18 protein-coding genes are annotated in these 19094 nt (G+C 71.7%); 13 read left to right on the forward strand and 5 right to left on the reverse strand.

Translation table 11 applies throughout. The features are described from left to right. Positions 1-32: 32 nt before the first annotated feature. Genes AB0P03_RS07510 through AB0P03_RS07520 form a run of 3 tightly spaced genes read left to right on the forward strand, consistent with a single transcriptional unit; the run spans position 33 to position 3735 of the window. Positions 33-1898 (forward strand): substrate-binding domain-containing protein, encoded by a 1866-nt coding sequence (locus AB0P03_RS07510; protein ID WP_363581520.1) that lies wholly within the window; start codon positions 33-35, stop codon positions 1896-1898. After that, positions 1895-2806, forward strand: coding sequence for a sortase (locus AB0P03_RS07515; protein ID WP_363581518.1), 912 nt, complete (start codon positions 1895-1897; stop codon positions 2804-2806). The genes AB0P03_RS07510 and AB0P03_RS07515 overlap by 4 nt, the downstream gene beginning before the upstream one ends. 38 nt (positions 2807-2844) lie before the next feature. Then, positions 2845-3735: a phosphate ABC transporter ATP-binding protein gene (locus AB0P03_RS07520; protein ID WP_363581516.1), complete on the forward strand. Its 891-nt coding sequence runs from the start codon at positions 2845-2847 to the stop codon at positions 3733-3735. Positions 3736-3767: 32 nt separating this feature from the next. Here AB0P03_RS07520 and AB0P03_RS07525 read toward each other — a convergent pair whose 3' ends face one another. Further along, positions 3768-4595, reverse strand: coding sequence for an HAD family hydrolase (locus AB0P03_RS07525; RefSeq protein WP_363628046.1), 828 nt, complete (start codon positions 4593-4595; stop codon positions 3768-3770). A gap of 229 nt (positions 4596-4824) precedes the next feature. Between AB0P03_RS07525 and AB0P03_RS07530 the strand changes: the two genes are divergently transcribed. The 3 genes from AB0P03_RS07530 to AB0P03_RS07540 all read left to right on the forward strand — a co-directional run bounded on the left by AB0P03_RS07530 (position 4825) and on the right by AB0P03_RS07540 (position 7827). Then, positions 4825-5049, forward strand: a complete 225-nt coding sequence (locus AB0P03_RS07530) for a hypothetical protein (RefSeq protein WP_363581512.1) — start codon at positions 4825-4827, stop codon at positions 5047-5049. 286 nt (positions 5050-5335) lie between these two features. Next, positions 5336-6805: a phenylacetate--CoA ligase family protein gene (locus AB0P03_RS07535; protein ID WP_363628047.1), complete on the forward strand. Its 1470-nt coding sequence runs from the start codon at positions 5336-5338 to the stop codon at positions 6803-6805. Then, positions 6802-7827: a hypothetical protein gene (locus AB0P03_RS07540; RefSeq protein ID WP_363581508.1), complete on the forward strand. Its 1026-nt coding sequence runs from the start codon at positions 6802-6804 to the stop codon at positions 7825-7827. The genes AB0P03_RS07535 and AB0P03_RS07540 overlap by 4 nt, the downstream gene beginning before the upstream one ends. 70 nt (positions 7828-7897) lie before the next feature. Here AB0P03_RS07540 and AB0P03_RS07545 read toward each other — a convergent pair whose 3' ends face one another. Both AB0P03_RS07545 and AB0P03_RS07550 read right to left on the reverse strand, forming a co-directional pair. Continuing rightward, positions 7898-9148, reverse strand: a complete 1251-nt coding sequence (locus AB0P03_RS07545) for a hypothetical protein (protein WP_363628048.1) — start codon at positions 9146-9148, stop codon at positions 7898-7900. Positions 9149-9575: 427 nt separating this feature from the next. Next, positions 9576-10463 (reverse strand): LLM class flavin-dependent oxidoreductase, encoded by an 888-nt coding sequence (locus AB0P03_RS07550; RefSeq protein WP_363628049.1) that lies wholly within the window; start codon positions 10461-10463, stop codon positions 9576-9578. A gap of 717 nt (positions 10464-11180) precedes the next feature. On the opposite strand from AB0P03_RS07550, the gene AB0P03_RS07555 reads away from it, so the two are divergent. The 3 genes from AB0P03_RS07555 to AB0P03_RS07565 all read left to right on the forward strand — a co-directional run bounded on the left by AB0P03_RS07555 (position 11181) and on the right by AB0P03_RS07565 (position 13416). Next, positions 11181-12050, forward strand: coding sequence for a hypothetical protein (locus tag AB0P03_RS07555; protein WP_363628050.1), 870 nt, complete (start codon positions 11181-11183; stop codon positions 12048-12050). A gap of 305 nt (positions 12051-12355) precedes the next feature. Further along, positions 12356-12955, forward strand: coding sequence for a MarR family transcriptional regulator (locus tag AB0P03_RS07560; protein WP_363628051.1), 600 nt, complete (start codon positions 12356-12358; stop codon positions 12953-12955). After that, positions 12952-13416, forward strand: coding sequence for a HEPN domain-containing protein (locus tag AB0P03_RS07565; RefSeq protein ID WP_363628052.1), 465 nt, complete (start codon positions 12952-12954; stop codon positions 13414-13416). The genes AB0P03_RS07560 and AB0P03_RS07565 overlap by 4 nt, the downstream gene beginning before the upstream one ends. Positions 13417-13456: 40 nt before the next feature. Here AB0P03_RS07565 and AB0P03_RS07570 read toward each other — a convergent pair whose 3' ends face one another. Then, positions 13457-13702: an LLM class flavin-dependent oxidoreductase gene (locus tag AB0P03_RS07570; RefSeq protein ID WP_363628053.1), complete on the reverse strand. Its 246-nt coding sequence runs from the start codon at positions 13700-13702 to the stop codon at positions 13457-13459. 365 nt (positions 13703-14067) lie between these two features. Here AB0P03_RS07570 and AB0P03_RS07575 point away from each other — a divergent pair, with 365 nt between their 5' ends. The 4 genes from AB0P03_RS07575 (at position 14068) to AB0P03_RS07590 (ending at position 17692) form a co-directional block, all read left to right on the forward strand. Beyond that, complete coding sequence (locus tag AB0P03_RS07575) at positions 14068-15030, forward strand: ABC transporter ATP-binding protein (RefSeq protein ID WP_363581494.1); 963 nt, start codon at positions 14068-14070, stop codon at positions 15028-15030. Beyond that, entirely contained in the window at positions 15014-15916 is a 903-nt protein-coding gene (locus tag AB0P03_RS07580; RefSeq protein ID WP_363581492.1) for an ABC-2 transporter permease, read from the forward strand. Before AB0P03_RS07575 ends, AB0P03_RS07580 begins: the two co-directional genes overlap by 17 nt. Positions 15917-15942: 26 nt before the next feature. Further along, positions 15943-16860 (forward strand): ABC transporter ATP-binding protein, encoded by a 918-nt coding sequence (locus AB0P03_RS07585; protein WP_363628054.1) that lies wholly within the window; start codon positions 15943-15945, stop codon positions 16858-16860. A gap of 112 nt (positions 16861-16972) precedes the next feature. Then, positions 16973-17692, forward strand: a complete 720-nt coding sequence (locus AB0P03_RS07590; RefSeq protein ID WP_063348377.1) for an ABC transporter permease subunit — start codon at positions 16973-16975, stop codon at positions 17690-17692. A gap of 48 nt (positions 17693-17740) precedes the next feature. On the opposite strand, the gene AB0P03_RS07595 is transcribed toward AB0P03_RS07590, so the two are convergent. Further along, a complete protein-coding gene (locus AB0P03_RS07595) occupies positions 17741-19033 on the reverse strand; it encodes an MFS transporter (protein ID WP_363628055.1) in 1293 nt (430 codons plus the stop codon). Between the last annotated feature and the right edge of the window lie 61 nt (positions 19034-19094).

The raw sequence follows: 19094 nt of genomic DNA on the forward strand, positions 1-19094 counted from the left end.
ACCCAACCACCCTCCGTCCCAGAGGAGTCCCCATGTCGTGGGAGGCTGCCGGCCGCCCCGTGGCCCGCGCGCTCGCCCTGCTGATGTCCCTGTTGCTGCTCGCGGCCGCGCCGATGCTGGGGCCGGGCTCCCGGGCCTTCGCGGCGAGCGTCGCGCTGAGCGCGGACGGGTCCAGCTGGGCCGGTCCGGCCATCGACCAGTGGCGCCAGGACGTCGGGTCGCAGGGCATCCAGATCAGCTTCAACCCGGTCGGCTCGGCGGCCGGCCGCAACTCCTGGACCCTCGGGCAGAACGACTTCACCGCCTCCGACGTGCCGTTCCGCACCACGCCCGACGCCGGCGTGAACGACGCGGGCCGCCGCAACGGCCAGGGCAGCGCGGAGCAGCCGACCTACGGCTTCTCGTACGTGCCGATCACCGCCGGCGGCACCACCTTCATGTACAACCTGGTGGTCGGCGGCAAGCAGGTCCGCGACCTGCGGCTCTCGCCGCAGACCGTCGTCGACATCTTCACCAACAAGATCACCAACTGGAACGACCCGAAGATCACCGCCGACTACGGCAAGACGCTGCCCAACCTGCCGATCACCCCGGTGGTCCGCTCGGACGGCTCCGGCGCCACCGCGCAGTTCACCCGCTGGATGGAGCACACCCACAAGGACCAGTGGGACGCGTACTGCTCCTCCGTCAACGGCGTCTCCTGCGGTGACTACACCGAGTTCTTCCCGCCGTCCGGCCGGATGGTCGCCCAGAACGGCTCGGACGTCGTCGCCGGCTACATCAAGGCCTCCTCCGGCCTCGGCACCATCGGCTACGACGAGTACGCCTTCGCCAAGCGCAGCAACTGGCCGGTCGTGAAGGTGCTCAACCAGGCCGGCTACTACTCGCTGCCGACCGCCTCCAACGTCGCCGTGGCGCTCACCGCGGCGAAGATCCGCGGCGTCGACGACAACACCCCGGTGTCCGACCCGAACTACCTGCAGCAGAACCTCGACGGCGTCTACACCATGGACGACCCGCGCTCCTACCCGATCTCCAGCTACAGCTACGTGATCGTGCCGCGCTCCGGGGCCGCGCTGCCCCCGCCGCCCCGCTTCAACAACGACAAGGGCAGTGCCCTCAGCCGCTTCCTCGCCTACGTGCTGTGCGAGGGCCAGGGCGAGGCGGACGGCCTCGGCTACTCGCCGATCCCGCGCGGCCTGGTCAAGGGCGGCCTGCTGCAGACCAGGAGCATCCCCGGCAACGCCAGCCCGGTCGACCCGGACACCCTGTCCAACTGCGCCAACCCGACCTTCAACTCCACCGGTGAGCTGACCGTCCTCAAGAACGCGCCGCAGCCCAGCCCCTGCGACAAGCAGGGCGCTCCGCTGGACTGCACCGTGCAGGGCGGCCAGGCGGTCAAGACCGGCTCGGGCGCCGGCGGTTCCAGCAGCGGCGGCAGTGGCGGCGGCGCGGCCGGCGGTACCGGTGGTGGCGGCGGTACGGGTGGCACGGGCGGCGGCAGCGGCGGCGGCACGGGCCGGACCGGCAGCGGAACGAGCGGTGGTGCGGCCGGCGGCGCCGGCGGCACGGGCGGTGGCGCCGCGGGCACCGGCGGCACCGGGGACGGCGCCGCGGCGGCCGACGGCGCGGCCGGCACGGACCCGAACGCGGACGGCGCCGCACCGGGCGACCCGGGCACCGAGGACGTGGTCGACCCGCAGACCGGCCAGGTGGTCGCCCGCGGCCGCGGCGGCAGCACCGAGGTCGCGGCGAACGTGGTCGAGGTGGCCGGCAAGCCCGAGGACTGGACGCTGAGCACGCTCACCGCCCTCGAACTGCTCGCCGTGGTGCTCGTCCCGCCGCTGCTCGGCCGACGGCTGCTGCGCCGGCGCAAGTCCTCGGACGGCGCCTCGTGACCGCCCCGGTGCTGGAGAAGCCGGCCGCCCCCGCGCGGCCGGCCACGCCCGCGGGCCCGCCCGCCGCGACCCCCGCGACCGGGCCCGCCGCCGCCCCCGCGCGGCGCCGCCTCCTCCAGGGCGCCCGGGTGGCCAGCCTGCTGGCCGCGCTGGTGCTGGGCTTCGTCGGCTACCTGTTCACGCTCTCGCACGTCCAGGAACGGCACTTCCAGTCCACCGCGTACAAGACCTTCCGGGACCAGCTCGCCCGGGCCGTCGCCCCCACCGGGGCCGCCGCCGACGGCGCCCCGGTGGCCCTGCTGGACATCCCGGCGATCGGCCTGCACCAGGCCGTCGTGGTCGAGGGCACCACCGGCCGGGACCTCATGCGCGGGCCCGGCCACCGCCGGGACACCGCCCTGCCCGGCCAGGGCGGCGTCGCGGTGCTGTTCGGCCGCGGCGCCACCTTCGGCGCGTCCTTCGCCGAACTGTCCGGGCTCCGGGTCGGCGACAAGATCGAGGCCACCACCGGGCAGGGCAAGTTCACCTACACCGTCAACGTGTACGGCGACGGCGACCACCCGATCACCGACCCGGCCCGCAACCGGCTCGTCCTGGTCACCGGGGACTCGGACTGGATCCCCGGCTCGACCGTGATGGTCGGCGCCCGGCTGGACGGCGACCCCGAGCAGAACCCCGGCGGCCGGCCCAGGACCGTCCCGTACGACAAGGCGCTGGCCGCCGACAAGGGCGCGCTGGCCACGCTGCAGCTGTGGTCGCTCGGGCTGCTGGGCGCGGTGCTCGGCGCGCTCCTGCTGGCCCGGTACTGGCGGGCCTCGGCGGCCTACCTGAGCCTCGCGCCGGTGCTCGGCGCGCTGCTCTGGGCGGTCTACGAGAACGCCGCGGCCCTGCTGCCCAACCTCTACTGAAGCGCGCCCGGAAGGCCGTACCGATGACGGATGCACCGATGACCGACACCCCGACCACCGGCCTGGGCACGGCGGACGCCCCGGCGACCGACCCGGCCGCCGACACCCTCACCCTCCCGCCGCTGCCGCCGGCCCCGCACCCGGGCGGCGAGCCGCTGGCCGGGCTGGAGACCAGGGAGGTCTCCGCGTGGTTCGGCGCCCGCAAGGTGCTGGAGCGGGTCTCGCTGGCGATGCCGGCCGGCGAGGTCACCGCGCTGATCGGCCCGTCCGGCTGCGGCAAGTCCACCTACCTGCGGATCCTCAACCGGATGCACGAGATGGTGCGCGGCGCCGCGCTCGCAGGCGAGGTGCTGCTGGAGGGCGACGACGTCTACCGTCCCGGCCGGCGCCCCGCCGAGGTGCGGCGCCGGATCGGCATGGTGTTCCAGCGGCCCAACCCGTTCCCGGCGATGTCCATCCAGGACAACGTCGCCAGCGGCCTGAAGCTGGCCGGGATCAAGGTCTCCAAGGAGGAGCGCCGGGACCTGGTGGAGACCAGCCTGCGCCGCGCCGGGCTCTGGGACGAGGTCTCCACCCGGCTGCACACCCCGGGCGGCGCGCTCTCCGGCGGGCAGCAGCAACGCCTGTGCATCGCACGGTCGTTGGCGGTCTCGCCGGACATCCTGCTGATGGACGAGCCGTGCTCCGCGCTCGACCCGACCTCCACCCGGAGGGTCGAGGAGACCATCGCCGAACTGCGCGGGCGGCTCACCATCGTGATCGTCACCCACAACATGCAGCAGGCCCAGCGCGTCTCGCAGACCTGCGCCTTCTTCCTGGCCACCCACGACACCCCGGGCCGGATCGTGGAGGCCGGGCCGACCGCTCAGGTCTTCGGCAACCCGCGCGACCAGCGGACCTCCGACTACGTGAACGGCCGCTTCGGCTAGGTCCTGTTGTCCAGGGCCCGGGCGGCACGCCTTCAGGGGAGCCGCAGCAGCTCCTCCAGCACCGCCGCGACGCCGTCCTGCTCGTTGCTCACGGTGTGCAGCGGCACCGCCGCCAGCACCTGCGGGTGCGCGTTGGCGACGGCGTACGCGGTGCCGGCCCAGTCCAGCATCTCCAGGTCGTTCGGCATGTCGCCGAAGGCCACCACCTCGCTCCGGTCGATCCCGTGCCCGGCGCACCAACGGGCCAGCGTGCTGGCCTTGGTGACGCCGGGCGCGCTGATCTCCAGCAGCGGGATCGGCGCCGAGCGGGTGATCTCGGCCAGGTGCCCGGCCGCCTCCCGGGCCCGGGTGAGGAACGCGTCCGGGTCGAGGTCGGGGTGCTTGGCCAGCAGCTTGAACAGGCCCCGGACCGGCCCGCCGGCGCCCAGCAGCTTCTCCGCCGGGCCGACCGCGTGCTCCAGGTCGTCGCCCCACATCGGCACCGCGTACTCGGGCTCGCGGGCCCACCCGTCCGGGTACTCGAAGGCGAACGCGGTGCCGGGCAGCTTGGCGCGCAGCACCTCGACCACCGCCAGGGTGGTCTCCACCGGCAGCGGGAACGACTCCAGCAGCTCGCCGCGCCGCACGTCCACCACCGCGCCGCCGTTCGAGCAGATCGCCACCCCGTGGCCGCCGATGTGCGCGCTCACCTGCTGCATCCAGCGCGGCGGACGCCCGGTGACGAACACCACCTGCACCCCGGCCGCCTCCGCGGCCGCCAGGGCCGCGGCGGTGCGTTCGCTGACGGTGCCGCCGGCGCACAGCAGGGTGCCGTCCAGGTCGGTGGCGATGAGGCGGGGGGCGGTACGGGCTTCGGTCACCGGTCCATCTTCGCCCATCGGTGCCGCACCGGTCACCGGCGAGGACGGACCTCGTCGCGGACCCGCAGGACGGCGCCGCCGACCCGCCGGACCTGTGGCTTTCGGCCCCCTTTTCGGCCCCCTTTCGGCCCCCGGGGCTCCGTTTCCGGCCTATTCGCCCGCCGGCCGGGGTGTCCCCGGGGCGCGACGGGCAGGAGTGTGCACGGCCACCCCGTCGGCAGGAAGAGCCATGCCCACTCGCCAGCTCCGAGACGAGCCTCCCCCGACCATCCCGCCCGCCGCCTCCCCGGACGCCTCCCGGGACGTCTCCCCGGACGTCTCCTCGGGCGCTTCTCCGGACGCCTCCCGCGAGCCGGTCCTGCTCGGCGACGTCCTCTTCCACACCCTCGCCGAGATCGCCCGCCGCGCCCCCGAGCCCCGCCTCCCGGCCCAGCGCACCCGCCCGCACCCGTAGCTGCGGCACCGCCCGTTCGGGGCAAGGAATTTGATGCCGTCTCACCCCTGGTCGAGGCTTGTTCGATTCCCTAAACTGCACTCCCCACCCGCCGGCACCGGAGCACGTCATCGGGGCGTGCTCGGCCGCGCCGGCCAGCCCCACCAGGAGGTCTTGACATGGTCAAGCACTACTTCAAGTACGCCCTGAGCACCCTCACCGCCGCCATGTTCGCGCACATGGCCTGACCGAGTCGTCCCGGCCTGGGCCGGGGTGAGCATCCCCGGCCCAGGTTCCAGGAGGTCTCGTGTTCGGCACTGCGGTGAGTCAACTCCGTTACGGCGCATCGATCCTGCTCAACCGCAGGATCCGCCCCAAGGACCTCGGGCGGATCGCCGACGACATGGTCCGCACGCTCGCCGAGTTCGGCGAACCGGGCGCGGACTCGGCGCTGCTGCCGGGGCAGGCCGGTCAGGTCGACCCGGAGGTGCGGCGCACGGTCACCCGACGGAGCCTGCGGGCCACCGCGCGCGCCGCCGTCCGCCACACGGCCTACTACCGGCGGACCTTCGACGACCTCGGGATCGACCCCGAGACGCTCGACACGGAGACCTGGTCGCGGGTGCCCGTCACCCCGAAGGCGGCCCTGCGCGGCCTGCCCGCCGCGTTCGTCTCCGCCGCCGCCACGCCCGCCCTGATGGCGCTGACCACCGGCACCAGCGGCACCCCGACCGCGGTCTGGTACTCCCGGGCCGAGTTGGAGACCACGATCGCCCTCAGCACCATCTCGGCGGCCCTGACCCTCGGGCTGCGCCCCCGGCACACCGTGGCCTACGCGGGCTGCTCCAGGGCCACCCTGCCACTGGTCGTCGCCGAGGAGTCCACCACCCGGGTCGGCGCCTCGTTCGTCCAGTTCGGGACGATCGACCCCGCGCTCGCCCTGGAACGCCTCGCCGCACCGCTCGGCCTGCCCGGCAAGGCCCCGCAGATCACCCACCTCACCGCCTCCGCGTCGTACCTCTCCGCGCTCGTGCAGGAGGCCGAACAGGCCGGGTGGCGGTCCGCGGACTTCGGGCTGGAGAGCATCGGGGTGGGCGGCGAGGTGCTGTCGGCCCCCCTGCGGGAGCGGGCCGAAGCGGCGTTCGGGGCACCGTTGTCCACGTCCTACCTGATGACGGAGACGCTCCCCTCGGGCGGCACGCCGTGCTCCCAGGGGCATCTGCACCACACCACCGAGTTCGGGCACCTGGAGGTGCTCGACCCGCAGACCTGGGAGCCGACCGCGCCGGGGGAGGTCGGGATGCTGGTGCACACCCCCTTCGTGCCCTACCGGGAGTGCACCCTGCTGCTGCGGTACGCCACCGGCGACCTGGTCCGGCTGCCCGTCGGCGGGACGGGGTGCGAGTGGGCGCACCTGCCGGCCACGTCCGCCGTCCTGGGCCGCTGGTCGGGGCCGCTCAGCGCCACCGTGCCGACCAGGGACGTCCTCGACCTGGTCGAGGGGGAGCCGGACGTGCCGCTGCCGGCCAGGTACACGCTGACCGAGGAGCCGGACGGCGGTGCGCTGCTGCACCTCCTGGTCCGGGCGCTGCCCGCGGCGACACTGCGCCGCAGGCTGGAGGAGCGGGCGTCGGCGGCGGGGCTGCCGCTGGCCGGCATCGTGCTCCACGACGACCGGTCGAAACTGCCGCCGTCCAGTCCGGTCCGCGCGGACCTGCGGGAACACACCTTCGAGTCGGCCCGTCCGGTCGGCGTCCGGGCCGGGAGCGGCGCATGAACGCGATCCCCCTCATCGCCCTGAGCTGCTGCGTGGCCCTGCTGATGGCCGCGGCCGGGGGGTACCTGGTCCGCGTGCGGATGCCCAGGCCTCCGGTGGGCGTCTACACCTCCGGCGACATCGCCGTCCTGTGCGTCGGCGTCGTGCTGGCCCCGCTGCTCTACCTCGAGCTGCCGGGCGTGGTCGTCTCGGCGCTGTTCGGCCTGGTGCTCTGCCTGGCGGTGCAGTTCACCCTGGCGCCGGTCTGCTCCGGCCGCTGGGCCTGGGGCCTCGCGCTCGTGGCCGCCGGAGCCACGGCGGCGTGCAGCGGCCACCCCGTCGCGGTGCGCGCCTGCACCGACGTGATGCTCGCCGTCGCGGTGGTGGGCGTGGCCAACCTGTGGACGCAGAGCGGAATGCGATCGGCGCACGCGGCCGGCCTGGCCGCCGTCCTGTCCTGCTACGACCTGGTCGCGACCACCCTGACGCAGGTCACCGCGAACTTCGTCACCCAGGTCCAGGGAAGGCCGTTCGCCCCGATGCTCGTCCTGACGGGCGGCAGCCCGCCGGTCGCCGTGGGCCTCGGCGACCTGCTGCTCCTCGTGCTGTTCCCCCTGGTCGCCGCCAAGGCGTTCGGGCGGACGGCCGCGTTGCTGGCGGCGGTCGTCGGAGTGGTCGTGACCAGCGCGGTCAGCGCGCTGTTCGCCCTGGGCGCGCTGACGGCGGGCTTCCCCCTGCTGACCGTGCTCGGTCCCCTGATCGTGGTGCAGCACGTGGTGTGGTCGCGCCGGCTGGGCGGCGAGCGGACGACGGCCCGCTGGCGCGCCGGCACCGCGTCGCCGGCCCCACGCCCCGACCGCCTCCAGCCGGACCACGCCGTGACGTCGGCCCTGTCCCTCACCCCGCCCACCGGGCTGGCACCGGGCACCTGGATCGCGATCGCCGACGGCCGGATCCTCGGCACCGGCAACTCCCCCGGCCTCGCCCGCCGCGACGCCCGCCAGCGCGGCACGGCCACCCTCCCCGTCGTGCGCCAGCTCTGACCGGGCGTCGGCCTTCTGACGGCAGCGGCCACGGCGGCCACGGCGGCCACGGCGTTCTCGGCGTTCGTGGCTAGGGGCGATGGGGTTGGCCCGGCACGCGCCGTGCGCTGGTGAACCGCTGCCGTCGCCCGCCGGCCGCCAGTTCGCCGAGGCGCTCGCCGACGACGGAGACGCCGGGCCGGGGCTCCTGCGCGTAGTACCAGGGCTTGCGTCGGCGCAACAGTTCCTCGCCGTGCTCGCTCCAGGCGAACCCGGGTTTCCGCAGCAGCTTCCGGAACACCGAGTCGGCGGTCTCCGGGTGGGCGGCGGCCAGTCGCCGGATCGGCAGTGGCGTGATCGACTGCTCGCGCAGGTACGTGCGCAGCAGGTCCTGGTGCGGTTTGCGACCCGTGAGGGAGGGGTCGGCGAAGAGCTCCCGCAACAGCCCGTAGTCCGCGTAGAAGTTGAGCCCGTCGACCTCGTCGTAGATGACTCCGATGGTGTCCGCGTCCGCGAGGTCCCGCGGCAGCTCGAAAGCCGGAAAGTCGAGGCCCGGGAGCCGCCTGCCCCGGGCGCGGTCGGGACGCCCGGCGGCGGTGTCCTCCTGCCGGTGTCGGTAGTAGGCGTTGAGCCGTTCCTCGGTTTCGGCGGGCGGAAGGACCAGTTCGTCGCCGCCGAAGAACTCGACGAACGCGTCCCGGTCCGCCCGCATCGACTCCCATCCCTGCTCGATCTTCTCGGGGTTGCGGAAGACCAGTTCGGGGTGGCTGGTGGCCAGTTGGAGTGCGGCCCGGGCGATCTCGGTGGCGCTGGACCTGGGGTAGAACGACATCGCCCCGGAGATCAGCCACGTCCCGTCGGCCGAGAAGACCGGCACCAGGCAGGCGTGGAGGAACCCTCCCTTCGTCACTCCCCGGAAAGCAGCCCGTCCGGCGTTCGAGTACGTGCGGTACTCCAGGTCGTCGATCAGGTTCAGCAGGACGAGGGCATCCCCGTCCTTGCGGCGGATCTCGAAGATCCCCTCGACCGGGTCCCGCCAGCCGAGCAGCATCTCCCGGTCGATCCCGTCCAGGTCCCGCCGCCCACCGACGAACCGGTCCACCACCGTCGAACCGTCCGGCAGGCGGAAGCGCAGGATGAAGTGGTCGGTGATCCGGACCGCCTCACCCTCGTCCAGCAGCCGTTCGGGCCCGGCCGCCTCCAGCAGCAGGGGAGTCAACCACCGGTCGAAGCGCGCACTCTGCGCGAAGGCGACCAGCTCCCCCTTCAACTTGGCACAGCGCTCGATCAGGTCGGTGAGCGAGCGCTCGCCGTGATCCGCGCCTCGAACGGCGATCGCCATGTCCTGCTCTCCCCACAAGCCGGTTCCGAAGTAGTGATGTGCGAGTTGCTCGACTCTCGCCGTGGGCATCGACGGTGGCCCTCATCCAGCACGGCCAAAAGCTCGGCCCGCCCTGCCCGCTGCACCCATGGCGCCACGGTAGCGGTCGTGAGGGCGCCGTCGCCGAGGGTCGCTCGAAACCTCACCTGCCGGAGTGAACACGCAGGGTCGACGGCACGCGTCTGGGTACCGTGATCCCGGCAACAAGAAGGCCGACCGAGTGGGCCGAGCCGGGCGTCGGCGCGACGCCCGACGGAACGGAGTTCGTGGTCACCCAGGGCCGAGACGGCTGAGTGTCGCCGCTAGTCCGCCAACGGCCCGTCGGCCGCCGGCGGACTGGTTGCTTCGCGTGGGTCGGCGGCGCGAACCACGGGAAGCGAATCCTTGATCAGGCCAGCTGGGCGAGGCCCTCGGTGGCGATCCTCTCGAAGACGGCGAGGTCGTTCTCGAAGATCGAGTCCGGGACGGGCCAGTGGATCACCAACTCGGTGATGCCCAGGTCGCGGTAGGTGCCGGCCCAGTCCACGAAGGCGTCCAGCGACTGCAGAGGCTTCTCGGCGGTCGAGCCCTGGAGCAGCACCTTCTCCAGCTCGCCGGCGTCCCGGCCCTGTGCCTCGCAGGCGGCCGTCAGCTTCGCGATCTGCGCGGCGATCACGCCGGGCGCCTGCTCGACCGGCACGTCCGCGGGGCCCTTCGGGTCGCCGTACGTCACCCAGCCCTGCCCGTACTCGGCCGCCAGCCGCAGCCCGCGCGGCCCGGTCGCGGCGACGTAGAACGGCACCCGGGGGGTCTGCACGCAGCCGGGGACGTTCCGCGCCTCGACCGCCGAGTAGTACGTGCCCTCGCGGGTGGTGGCGTCGGTGCGCAGCAGCTCGTCAAGCAGCGGCAGGAACTCGCCGAAGCGGTCCGCCCGCTCCTTCGGCGACCACGCCTCCTGGCCCATCGCCGTCGCGTCGAAGCCGGTACCGCCGGCGCCGATGCCCAGTGTGACCCGCCCGCCGGACACGTCGTCCAGCGTGATCAGCTCCTTCGCCAGTGTCACGGGGTGGCGGAAGTTCGGCGATGTCACGAGCGTCCCGAGCCGCAGGCGCTCGGTCGCGGTGGCCGCCGCGGTCAGTGTCGGGATCGATCCGAACCACGGCTCGTCGCGGAACGACCGCCACGACAGGTGGTCATAGGTGTACGCGGCATGGAACCCGAGCTCCTCGGCCCGCCGCCAGATCTTCTGCCCCTCGCTCCACCGGTGGATGGGGAGGATCACGGTGCTCAGTCGCATGGCCCCGACCCTACGTGGACGGGGGTCGTGACGCGTCGAGGCTTGCGCGATGGGTGCGGGAGGGTGCGCTGGGTGGGAAGGGAGGGTGTGACGGTGTGGCGGGCGAGGTCCGCGAGCCCACGGCGCAGATCGCCCGCTATGCGGTGGATCGGGCATCGCGCTCATGCAGTCCACCAACAAACCAGCACGCCCGGTCAGCAGTCGTCGCTGACCGCGCCGGTCGCATTGCTCCATGGCACGACCGTGGATTCAGCGAGCCTCGGCGACTGACCAGGACCTCCTGCCGCCTGCGCGGGGCATTGGACGTCTCGATCAGCTGCCTGGGAACCTCGCTCACTCTCCCCTCGACTGACTCAGTGCCTACAGGCCGGATCTGCATCACCGTCCCGCCGTTGTATGGGCCGACCTCTACCGTGGATCGGTTGGGGACAGTGGGACTCCATCGCCGGGCCCGTGCGAAAGGACAGGCAGCCGCTCCAACGGTTCAGACGGCACAGTTTCCGACCGGGGCCAGTCGGTGCGAGCTGGTGCAACGGCATGAACCTATAGGTCGACACTGCAGCTGGCATGCATCGAAAGCGACAAAGTCAAAAGATATCAATCAATTTATTCTCCAGCTGAGTCAATTTACTGCCAATTTCAACCTAATTTGACCATATTGCCATATTCGCGAACCGCCGACCCCGCCCTCGCGAAGAAGTGTGCAAACCTGTGCTCATGAATTCTGAGCTCATGTCCGCACCTCAACCCCACCTGACATCGCGGGTCGTTCTCGTGACGCCGGAACTGGCCGGAGCCATCCTGGAGCGGAATCGCGACAATCGACCGCGAGACAAGGCTGTCATCAAGCAGATCGCAGAGGCCATCGTCAGAGGCGAGTGGCAGGTCACCCACCAGGGCATTGCCCTATCCGGAAGCATTGAGAGCGGCAGGCTCCTGGACGGCCAGCACCGCTTGGAGGCAGTCAAGCACTGCGGAACTGCAGTACCCATGTTGATCTTCGAACACGTTCCAGAGGAAACCTTCTCGGTGCTGGACACGGGGCGAAGCCGGTCCGCCGGTGCAGTGCTTGCACTGGCCGGGCAGAAGGACTACACCCTCCTGGCTGCCACGGTTCGCCATGTCCAGCTCTATCGATCGATGCCGGATTCCAACTGGGCCGGATCGTCGTCCCGGCTGACGAATCAGCAGATTTTGGATTTATTCCAGCAGGATCGCGATTCGTATCTCGACGCAGCCGCCACCGGGCGTCTCCTGGGGAAAACCGCCAAGATCATCCCGACAGCCGCAGCTACAGGCTACTACTTGACGGTCGCAGCATGCCCGTCAGTCGATGTGAACGCGTGGGTCGAAGGCTTGTCGACGGGAGCCGGACTGGCAGCCGATGACCCACGCCTCGCCCTGCGCAATGTCCTCACATCGCTGTCTATTGGCTCCACGGTGAGGCGTAGGACGGACAATCGCGGGCAGCTCGGGCTCTATATCAAGGCATGGAACGCCTGGGTGCTTCAAAGGCCGGTAAAGGCCCTTCGTTTCCAGCGGGCGGAGAAGATGCCGACACCCGTTCATCAGGCCCCACTGGGCTAGCGCCAGGCGCCCTCACCTCAGGGCGGCAGCCCGGCGTCGCTCCAGCGCCGCCGGGCACTGTCGCTGTGCCCGCAGGACGGCGGGTGGCTTAGGGAGGGCAAAGCCGGAGTGTCGGGCGCTCCAGCTGGCGTGGTGTGCCATTCATGGCTCCAGCTGGTGTCTGCCAGGTGCTGTCGCGGATCGCGACGCAGCAGTCGCAGTCCGGTAGCGGGTGATCCACATCGTTGACGTCGGGTCGCCCGTGGAGACAAGCCGGGACCACTCAAGGAAAGCAATTACATAAGATGCAAGCTATCCTTCAGCTTATGCAAACTCCTCCGCCGGCGCTACTGCCACTCCTGCGTACTCCCTTCCAGGGCGAGCTGCTGGCATGGCTGTACCTACATCCAGAGGACGAGACCTCGCTCACTGACATCGCCTTGCGCTTCGGGGTTTCGAGTGCGACCGCGAGTCGTGAGGCGGATCGACTGTCCGAGGCTGAGTTGATTACTGCCCGACGCCACGGAAACCTCCGCCTCCTGCGAGCCAACACCTCAGGACGGCTGTCGGACGTGCTGACGGACCTGTTCGCTCTCACCTACGGCCCGATCGCTGTGCTTGGTGATCTAGTGCTGCCACTGGCCGGAGTGGAGGAAGCCCACATCTACGGCTCTTGGGCAGCCCGCTACTCGGGAGAACGCGGCGGAGTGCCCAACGACGTCGATGTTCTAGTGGTGGGCAACCCCGACGAGGACGAGCTCTACGAGGCCGCACGCCAGGCCGAGCGCGTGCTCGGCCGGGAAGTCAATGTCCATCGGGTCTCACCCGCTCATTGGCGCGAGCCCGGCACGGATCCGTTCCTCACAGGCGTCCACAGCCGGCCGGCCGTTCGGCTCGAAGCCTTCGGAAGGAAGCACAGGCAATGAAGTGGCAGCAAGGCCGATCCGTAGTCGAGGGAATGCTTTCGCGGAAGGAACTGGAACGTGTACCCGCGAGCCGGTACCAAGCCGACAACCTCCTCGCCCAGGCATCGAATCACCTCAAGGCAGCCCAGGCGGTCGTCTCCTTCGACGCGATCGGCGCCTACCAGCTGCTGTACGACGCAGCGCGCAAGGCGTTGGTCGCGGTCCTGGAGAACCAGGGTCTGCGACCGACCAGCCGAGGGGGTCACATCGCGGTCCTGGAAGCCGTCAGTGCTCAGCTCGACCCACCCCTCGGGGCGGTTCTCAGGCCCTTTGACCGCATGCGCCGGCGCCGGAACCAGGCGGAGTACGCGGATCTGGACTCACCCAGGATCGAGGCCCAGGATGTGGCCAGTGACGCACCGAAGGTCACGGCGATCATCGAGCTCGCAGAGCGGGTCCTGGACGAGATGAGCCCCTTCTGAGGGCGCTCCGGGCGGCTGCCCGGGAATGGACCGGCCCAGTTCAGGCCGCGATGGGTGAACGAGGCTTGACCGATGTCACGAGCGTCCCGAGCCGCAGGCGCTCGGTCGCGGTGGCCGCTGCGGTCAACGTCGGGATCGATCCGAACCACGGCTCGTCGCGGAACGATCGCCACGACAGGTGGTCATAGGTGTACGAGGCATGGAACCCGAGTTCCTCGGCCCGCCGCCAGATCTTCTGTCCCTCGCTCCACCGGTGGATGGGGAGGATCACGGTACTCAGTCGCATGGTGTCGACCTATGCGTCGGAACGGCCGCGCGGCCTTCGCGTCTCCCTGCCGGGTCGTCGAGGGTCGTCGAGGCGGGTGCGACAGGTCAGGCATGGGCCAGGCCGTCCACATAGAGGACGTCGACCCGGAGAGCATCGGAAGCGGCCGGTACCGCGGGCACGGCGACTCCGGTGGCGTTTCCGAGTCGGACCTCGCGCCGGATTCCCCGTTGCCGGCCTCGCACGGGCGACGAGGACGTCCTGACCCTGAGGGGGAGGTGCTCCGCCCCTTAGGGGAGATCCTCCGCGGCGTCATACCGCAGCAGCAGACGGGCTCGTCATTCCAGCTCATAGCCCTTGGCGCGTAGGCCCGTTACGTTGAGCAGGTGTCCACTGCTGTCATCAAGACGGACGGCCTCACCAAGAGGTTCCCCCGGGTCACCGCCCTCGACCAGCTCACCGTCGAGGTGCGGCCCGGGGTGGTCGGGCTGGTCGGGGCCAACGGGGCGGGCAAGTCCACCCTCATCAAGATCCTGCTCGGCCTCGCCCCGGCGACGTCCGGCCGCGGCGAGGTCCTCGGCCTGGACGTCGCCACCCGGGGCCCGGAGATCCGCGAACGGGTCGGCTACATGCCCGAACACGACTGCCTGCCACCCGACGTGTCGGCGACCGAGTTCGTGGTGCACATGGCGCGGATGGCGGGGCTGCCGGCCACCGCCGCCCGTGAGCGCACCGCGGACACCCTGCGGCACGTCGGCCTGTACGAGGAGCGGTACCGGCCGATGGGCGGGTACTCGACCGGCATGAAGCAGCGGGTCAAGCTCGCCCAGGCGCTGGTGCACGACCCGAAGCTGGTGCTGCTGGACGAGCCGACCAACGGCCTCGACCCGGCCGGCCGGGACGAGATGCTGGGCCTGATCCGCCGGGTGCACACCGACTTCGGGATCTCGGTGCTGGTCACCACCCACCTGCTCGGCGAGCTGGAGCGCACCTGCGACCACCTGGTCGTGATCGACGGCGGCAAGCTGCTGCGCTCCTCCTCCACCGCCTCCTTCACCGAGGCGACGGCCGTCCTGGCGGTCGAGGTGACGGACCACCCGCAGGACGCCGTCCCGGAGCCGGGCGACGCCGTCCGCGAACGGCTGGCCGCCGCCGGGCTGTCCGTCCAGCCGGAGGGCTCGCACCTGCTGCTGGTCCGGCTGGCCGGCGACGACACCTACGACACCATCCGCGACACCGTCGCCGGCCTGGGTCTCGGCCTGGTCCGGCTGGAGCAGCGCCGCCACCGGGTCGCCGAACTCTTCACCGACGAGAACAGGGGAGGGACGGACGATGTCGCTGCCTCCTGACACCAGGTCCGCCGACACCGGCGTCATCCACGACATCGGCTACCGCGGCTACACCGGGCCCCGGCTCGGCCGGGCCTACGCCACCCGCTCGCTGTTCACCCAGAGCCTGCGCGCCGCGTACGGGCTCGGGCGCTCCGGCAAGTCCAAGGTGCTGCCGATGCTGGTGCTCGGCGTGGTCACGATGCCGGCCGTGGTCATGGTGGCGATCGCGCTCGCCACCAGCGCGAAGGAGCTGCCGCTGGACTACCCGCGGTACCTGTCCTCGTTCGTGCTGGTCGTGTCGATCTTCCTGGCCTCGCAGGCGCCGGTGCTGTTCTCCCGGGATCTCCGGCACCACACCGTCCCGCTGTACTTCTCCCGCCCGATCACCCGCGCCGACTACGTCCGGGCCAAGTTCGCCGCCATGGTCAGCGCCCAGTTCCTGCTGATGGCGGCGCCGTTGCTGGTCCTCTACATCGGGGCGCTGCTCGGCGGGCTGGACTTCGGGCACAACACCGGGCACTTCCTGTCCGGCCTGGTCGCCGCCCTGCTGTACTCCCTGGTGCCGACCTCGGTGGCGCTGGTGGTCGCCGCCGCGACCCCGCGCCGCGGCTTCGGGGTGGCCGGGATCATGGGCTACCTGGCGATCAGCACGGCCGTGGTGGCGATCCTGACCCGGATCGGCACCGCCACCGAGCTCACCGTCCCGGACTCCGCCCAGTGGATCGCGCTGCTGTCGCCGAACGACCTGGTGGAGAGCCTGACCAACCAGCTCTTCGACGTCGGCGGGATGGACGGCCGGATGCACGCGCCCGGCGGGCTCGGCGTGGTCGTCTTCACCGCCGCCGTCCTCGCGATGGTGTCCGGCTCGTACGGGCTGCTGCTGCGCCGCTACCGCAGCGTCTGATGAACCGAGGAGTTTGAGAGGGCGTCATGGCCACCATCACCATCGACAAGGTCTCCCGCTGGTTCGGGAACGTGGTCGCCGTCAACGACATCAGTATGACGATCGGCCCAGGCATCACCGGCCTGCTCGGTCCGAACGGCGCGGGCAAGTCGACCCTCATCCACATGATGAGCGGCTTCCTCTCGCCCTCCAGCGGGGCGGTCACCCTGGACGGCGCGCCGATCTGGCGCAACCAGCAGGTGTACCGGCAGATCGGCCTGGTCCCGGAGCGGGAGTCGATGTACGACTACCTGACCGGCTGGGAGTTCGTGCTCGCCAACGCCGAACTGCACGGTCTCGCCGACCCGGGCGCCGCCGCCCGGCGCGCCCTGGACCTGGTGGAGATGGCCTACGCCAAGGACCGCCGCACCGGGACGTACTCCAAGGGCATGAAGCAGCGGGTCAAGATGGCCTCCGCGCTGGTCCACGACCCGGCCGTGCTGCTGCTCGACGAGCCGTTCAACGGCATGGACCCGCGCCAGCGGCTCCAGCTGATGGAGCTGCTGCGCCGGTTCGGCGCGGACGGCCGGACGGTGCTGTTCTCCTCCCACATCCTGGAGGAGGTCGAGCAACTGGCCCGGCACATCGAGGTCGTGGTGGCCGGCCGGCACGCCGCCTCGGGCGACTTCCGGAAGATCCGCCGGCTGATGACCGACCGGCCGCACCGCTACCTGGTCCGCTCCAGCGACGACCGCCGGCTGGCCGCCGCGCTGATCGCCGACGGCTCCACGACCGGTGTCGAGGTGGACGCGCGGGAACGGGCGCTGCGGATCGAGGCGGTGAACTTCCAGGGCTTCACCACCCTGCTGCCCCGGGTCGCCCGGGAGGCGGACATCCGGCTGTACACCGTCTCGCCGGCGGACGAGTCGCTGGAGAGCGTCTTCGCCTACCTGGTGTCCGTGTGAGGCCCGGTGTCCGCGTGAGGCCCGGCGTCCGCGTGAGGCCCGGCGTCCGCGCGAGGCCCGGCGTCCGAGCCACCGAACTCCCGTACCGGACCCAGGAAAGGGCCGACCGACCATGAACCCGACCGTCGCCAGGCTGACCCTGCGCGGCCTGCTGGGCCGCCGCCGCGGCCTCCTGCTGCTGGTGGTCCCCGCCCTGCTGCTGGTCATCTCGGCCGTCGCGAGCGGCACCGCCAGCGGGAACGAGCACGACCTCACCGTCAAGATCCTCGGGCAGCTCGGCCTCGGCACCCTGGTGCCGATCCTCGGCCTGGTCGTCGGCACCGGCGTGATCGCCACCGAGATCGACGACGGCTCGATCGTCTACCTGCTGGCCAAGCCGCTGCCGCGGTGGAAGATCGTCACCACCAAGCTGGTCGTCGCGATCGGCACCACCTGGGTGTTCGCCGCCCTCCCGACGCTGCTCTGCGGCCTGCTGCTGATCGGCACCAGGGACGGCATCGCGCTCGGCTACACCGTGGCCGTGCTGGTCGCCGGGGCGGCGTACAGCGCGCTGTTCCTGCTGCTCGGCGTGGTCACCCGGCACGCGGTGGTGGCCGGGCTGGGGTACGCGCTGGTCTGGGAGTCGTTGATCGGCAACTTCGTGTCGGGCGCCCGGACGCTGAGCGTCCAGCAGTGGGGCCGGTCGGTGGCCGAGGCGGTCGCCGGGGACGCCGCGATCGGCGCCGACGTCTCGCTCGGGGTGGCCGTCCCGCTGCTGCTGGCGGTCACCGTGGCGGCGACGGTGCTGGCCTCGGTGAAGCTGGCCGGACTGACCCTGGCCGCCGAGGAGTAGCCGGCCGGGGCCGACCCGGGGCAGTCGGGGTCGGCCCGAGCGGAGGTGCTAGCCGAGCGTCCGGTTGCGGCCCGCGCCCCAGCCGGCCGCGCCGACCACGGTGGCCAGCACCAGCATCAGCACCAGGGTGGCCGTCCAGCCGCCGGTGAGCTGGTGCAGCGCGCCGGCGCCGACCGGGCCCGCCGCCGCGACCAGGTAGCCGACCGCCTGCGACATCCCGCCCAGCTGGGCGGCGCCGGCCGCGCTGCCGGTGCGCAGCACGATGAAGGCCAGGCCCAGGCCCAGCGAACCGCCCTGGGCGACGCCCAGGATGGTCGCCGACACCCAGGCGCCGGACACCGGCGCGATCAGCAGCAGGGCGATGCCGAGGCCGTTCAGCCCGGCCATGGCCACCGCCAGCCCGCGCTGGCGGGTCATCCGGCCGGCCAGCAGCGGCACCAGGAAGGCGCCCGCGACCTGCACCAGGTTGGAGAAGGCGAAGACCAGACCGGCCTCGCCGCGGTCCATGCCGTGGTCGGCCAGGATGGTCGGCATCCAGGCGACCAGGGTGTACACCAGCAGCGACGAGATGCCCATGAAGAGGCTGATCTGCCAGGCCATCGGCGAGCGCCAGATGCCCTCGATCGGCTTCTCGGCCACACGACCGGCCACACGACCGGCCACACGACCGGCCGCAGGACCGGCAGGGGCCGCTGCCCCGGACGCCGCCGCCCGCTCCTGCCGGGAGCGCAGCACCTGCGGCAGCCAGGCCACCGCGGCGATCAGCGCGAGCAGCGACCAGGTGCCCAGCGAGGCCTGCCAGCCGCCGCCGAGGGCGTGCTCCAGCGGCACCGACAGACCGGCCGCCAGGGTCGCGCCGACCAGCATGGTGGTCGAGTAGACGCCGGTCATCGCCGCCGCCCGGTCCGGGAACTCCCGCTTCACCAGGCCCGGCATCGACACGTTCAGCACCGCGATGGCCACGCCGATCACCACGCAGCCCGCGTACAGCGCCGCCACCGAGGGCAGCACCCGCAGCAGCACGCCCGCGCCCAGCACCAGGACCGCGCCCAGCACCACCCGTTCGGTGCCGAACCGCCGGGTCAGCCGGGGCGTGAGCGGGGCGCCGACGCCCTGGAACAGCACCGGCACGGTGGTGATCAGTCCGCTCGCGGTGGCGGAGAGTCCGAAGGTCCGCTGGATCTCGCCGACCATCGGCGACACCGCCGCCAGGCAGGCGCGCATGTTCAGCGCGACCAGCAGGATGCCGGTCAGCAGCAGCGCGGGGTGGGCCAGCCGGGTGCGGACGGGAAGCGGGAGGGACGTGGTGGCAACCGGCTGCTGGGCACGGGTGACGGCCATGGGTGTGCTGTTCTTTCGTGAATGTGCGAGAGGGCGCGGAGGACGGAAGGGAGGCGGGTGC

Origin of the sequence: Kitasatospora sp. NPDC088779 (assembly GCF_040685395.1) — a bacterium.
Classification (GTDB): Bacteria; Actinomycetota; Actinomycetes; order Streptomycetales; family Streptomycetaceae; genus Kitasatospora.

What these genes read in the sequence shown, in the direction of transcription:
- AB0P03_RS07510 (WP_363581520.1), top strand. Translation starts at nt 33, where the DNA reads ATGTCGTGGGAGGCTGCCGGCCGCCCCGTGGCCCGCGCGCTCGCCCTG.
- AB0P03_RS07520 (WP_363581516.1), top strand. Translation starts at nt 2,845, where the DNA reads ATGACCGACACCCCGACCACCGGCCTGGGCACGGCGGACGCCCCGGCG.
- AB0P03_RS07530 (WP_363581512.1), top strand. Translation starts at nt 4,825, where the DNA reads ATGCCCACTCGCCAGCTCCGAGACGAGCCTCCCCCGACCATCCCGCCC.
- AB0P03_RS07540 (WP_363581508.1), top strand. Translation starts at nt 6,802, where the DNA reads ATGAACGCGATCCCCCTCATCGCCCTGAGCTGCTGCGTGGCCCTGCTG.
- AB0P03_RS07545 (WP_363628048.1), bottom strand. Translation starts at nt 9,148, where the DNA reads ATGGCGATCGCCGTTCGAGGCGCGGATCACGGCGAGCGCTCGCTCACC.
- AB0P03_RS07550 (WP_363628049.1), bottom strand. Translation starts at nt 10,463, where the DNA reads ATGCGACTGAGCACCGTGATCCTCCCCATCCACCGGTGGAGCGAGGGG.
- AB0P03_RS07555 (WP_363628050.1), top strand. Translation starts at nt 11,181, where the DNA reads ATGAATTCTGAGCTCATGTCCGCACCTCAACCCCACCTGACATCGCGG.
- AB0P03_RS07560 (WP_363628051.1), top strand. Translation starts at nt 12,356, where the DNA reads ATGCAAACTCCTCCGCCGGCGCTACTGCCACTCCTGCGTACTCCCTTC.
- AB0P03_RS07565 (WP_363628052.1), top strand. Translation starts at nt 12,952, where the DNA reads ATGAAGTGGCAGCAAGGCCGATCCGTAGTCGAGGGAATGCTTTCGCGG.
- AB0P03_RS07570 (WP_363628053.1), bottom strand. Translation starts at nt 13,702, where the DNA reads ATGCGACTGAGTACCGTGATCCTCCCCATCCACCGGTGGAGCGAGGGA.
- AB0P03_RS07580 (WP_363581492.1), top strand. Translation starts at nt 15,014, where the DNA reads ATGTCGCTGCCTCCTGACACCAGGTCCGCCGACACCGGCGTCATCCAC.
- AB0P03_RS07585 (WP_363628054.1), top strand. Translation starts at nt 15,943, where the DNA reads ATGGCCACCATCACCATCGACAAGGTCTCCCGCTGGTTCGGGAACGTG.
- AB0P03_RS07590 (WP_063348377.1), top strand. Translation starts at nt 16,973, where the DNA reads ATGAACCCGACCGTCGCCAGGCTGACCCTGCGCGGCCTGCTGGGCCGC.
- AB0P03_RS07595 (WP_363628055.1), bottom strand. Translation starts at nt 19,033, where the DNA reads ATGGCCGTCACCCGTGCCCAGCAGCCGGTTGCCACCACGTCCCTCCCG.